Source organism: Protofrankia sp. Cr1 (genome assembly GCF_963555865.1).
Taxonomy (GTDB): Bacteria; Actinomycetota; Actinomycetes; order Frankiales; family Frankiaceae; genus Protofrankia.
The window spans coordinates 1-2,326 of sequence record NZ_CAUVXO010000357.1 but is presented as its reverse complement, the minus strand read 5'-3'; the positions used below and the strand labels follow the sequence as shown (position 1 = coordinate 2,326).

The following is a 2,326-nucleotide window of genomic DNA, read 5'->3' as shown; positions in this document are numbered from 1 at the left end:
CGAGATGTCAGCGAGAGAGGAACAGTGCCATGGCAGATTCCCCGGCAACCAACGAACTGGTCATCACCCGGATCTTCAACGCTCCGCGGGAACTCGTCTACCGGGCGTTCGTCGACCCCGACCAGATCGCGCAGTGGTTCGGTCCGGTGGGGTTCTCCGTGCCCCGCGACACCGTCGAGGTCGACGCCCGGGTAGGCGGCTATCAGCGGTTGGTAATGGTCAGCGACGATGACCCGACGATGCGCTCGCCGGTCAACGCGACGTTCACCGAGGTCGTCGAGAACGAACTCCTCGTGGGCACCGAGGAGGTGGAGGGTATTCCCGGCTTCGAGGGGATCGCCCAGATGTACATGCGACTGGAGTTCCACGACGAGGGCGGCAAGACCCGTTTGGTGCTGCGTCAGGGCCCCTACACCGACCAGATGGAAGGTATGGCACGCGAGGGTTGGACCAGCTCCTTCACCAAGCTCGACGCCCTGCTGACGCACTGAGCCCTGCTGACGCACTGCTCACACTCTGACGAATCAACGCCGGCCTGCCCCGCCCGCCGAAGCCGGCCCGGGGCAGGCCCGCGTGAACGCCTGCGTCTGAAGGGGTGTGAGTCAGCCGGGTCAGGCCAGCACGGCGCTGAGATCAGTACGGCGCTGAGATCAGTACGGCGCTGAGAGCCCGGAAAACATGGGAAAGTGTTTGAGGTTGCGCGTCCACAGCTTGGCACCCAGTTGCTGTGCCGTCGCCGCGATGACGTAGTCGACCGGGTCGACGCCGGGATGTGAACGCAGGTATTGGTTGGCGAGCATGCCAGCGCGTTCGGCCACGACATCGTCGACCCCGATCAGATCGAGGCTGTCCAGCAGCCGACGTGTAACACGCTCCTCGCCCTTACGCATCCCGGCAAGTATTTCGACTTTCGTCAGAACCGATGCGGCCAGGCGCTCTCCCGCCGCGGCGGCCTCGCGCAGTGCGTCACGAGCGTCCTGATCGCCACGAAGGTGGTCGATGAGCACTGATGTGTCGACGACGATCGCCATTGAGAGATGCCCTTCAGCCTGCGAGGCGGCGCGCCATCCCGCGTCGCAGTCCTTCGACGTAGCTCGCGCCGTCGTCTGTACGGTCCGGCCAGCTCCCGAAGCTCGCCTCCAGCGCGTGGACTGTTTCGTTCGGGCTGGTCGAGCCGTACATCCGATCCACCGCGCGGCGGATGAGTTCGGCGAGGGCGAGTCCGCTGCGCCGCGACTCGACCCGCAGTCGCTCGTACTGCTCGTCGGCCAGGGTGATCTGGGTCCGATGCGCCATGATGTAAGCCTACATCATCTGGATCGCGAAGCCCGTACGAGCGGCTGCGTGCCGACGGGGAACGATGCGGCGAGGCGCGGGCGTCCGTTGACAGGTGACTAAACGGTCACCTATCTTCGAGGGTGTGGACGCGGTGTTCAGGGCGCTGGCCGATCCGACGCGGCGGGCGCTGCTCGACGAGCTCTTCCGCGAGGACGGGCAGACGTTGAGCGCGCTCGAGGCGCGGTTCGACATCACCCGTTTCGGCGTGATGAAGCACCTCAAGCAGCTTGAGGAGGCGGGCCTGGTGGTCACCAGGCGGCGCGGACGGGAGAAGCTCCATTTCCTGAACCCGGTCCCGATCCGGCTCGTCCACGACCGGTGGGTGAGCAAGTACGCCGAGCCCTGGGCCGCTGCGCTCAGTGGCATCAAGCAGCGACTGGAGAATTCCATGGAGAAGATTTTCGAGATCTACATCCGCACCACTCCGGAGCGGCTGTGGGAGGCGATCACCGATCCCGAGATCAGGAGCAAGTACAACTTCGGCGCGAGGGTCATCTCGGAATGGACACCGGGCTCGCGCTACGAGATGAGCGCTCCGGGCGCACCCGGCCCGCTCGGCGAGGGGGAGAACCTCGAGATCGACCCGCCGCGCCGGCTCGTCCAGAGCGCAACCATGCTCTGGAGCGACGAGGTGAAGAGCGAGGGCACCTCCAGAATCACCTGGGAGATCGAACCGATCGGCGACTCGTGTCGCCTGACCGTCACCCACGACCAGTTGCGCGAGGGCGCGAACGAGGAGCTCTACGGCGGCTGGCCGATGATCCTTTCGGGCCTGAAGACGTGGCTGGAGACCGGCGAGCTGCTTACCACCCCGGGATCCCTGATGTACTCCTGAGCCGGCTCCTACCGTGAATCCTGCCGTGAACCTCGCCGTGAATCCTGCCGGCGGTGCCACCGGGCGTGGCGCCTGCCGGTGGAAATACACTCTCTCGGCATGACTGTGGTTCTGGCCAAAGGCGGGAACGTGGTGCTCTCGCCGCGGGTCGGG

4 protein-coding genes are annotated in these 2,326 nt (G+C 65.7%); 2 read left to right on the top strand and 2 right to left on the bottom strand.

Annotated features, from left to right (window positions below):
* Positions 1-29 precede the first annotated feature (29 nt).
* Positions 30-491, top strand: coding sequence for an SRPBCC family protein (locus tag U9980_RS21215; RefSeq protein WP_322751579.1), 462 nt, complete (start codon positions 30-32; stop codon positions 489-491).
* Positions 492-650: 159 nt separating this feature from the next.
* Here U9980_RS21215 and U9980_RS21210 read toward each other — a convergent pair whose 3' ends face one another.
* Both U9980_RS21210 and U9980_RS21205 read right to left on the bottom strand, forming a co-directional pair.
* Positions 651-1,031, bottom strand: a complete 381-nt coding sequence (locus tag U9980_RS21210) for a type II toxin-antitoxin system VapC family toxin (RefSeq protein ID WP_322769528.1) — start codon at positions 1,029-1,031, stop codon at positions 651-653.
* Between the two features lie 13 nt (positions 1,032-1,044).
* The gene (locus U9980_RS21205) at positions 1,045-1,296 is read right to left on the bottom strand and encodes a ribbon-helix-helix domain-containing protein (RefSeq protein WP_322769527.1); all 252 of its coding nucleotides are present in this window, start codon (positions 1,294-1,296) and stop codon (positions 1,045-1,047) included.
* 124 nt (positions 1,297-1,420) lie between these two features.
* Between U9980_RS21205 and U9980_RS21200 the strand changes: the two genes are divergently transcribed.
* A complete protein-coding gene (locus tag U9980_RS21200) occupies positions 1,421-2,173 on the top strand; it encodes an ArsR/SmtB family transcription factor (protein ID WP_416210346.1) in 753 nt (250 codons plus the stop codon).
* The last annotated feature ends 153 nt before the right edge of the window (positions 2,174-2,326 follow it).

Coding starts and splice junctions, on each gene's coding strand:
- U9980_RS21210 (WP_322769528.1), bottom strand. CDS start 1,031: ATGGCGATCGTCGTCGACACATCAGTGCTCATCGACCACCTTCGTGGC.
- U9980_RS21205 (WP_322769527.1), bottom strand. CDS start 1,296: ATGGCGCATCGGACCCAGATCACCCTGGCCGACGAGCAGTACGAGCGA.
- U9980_RS21215 (WP_322751579.1), top strand. CDS start 30: ATGGCAGATTCCCCGGCAACCAACGAACTGGTCATCACCCGGATCTTC.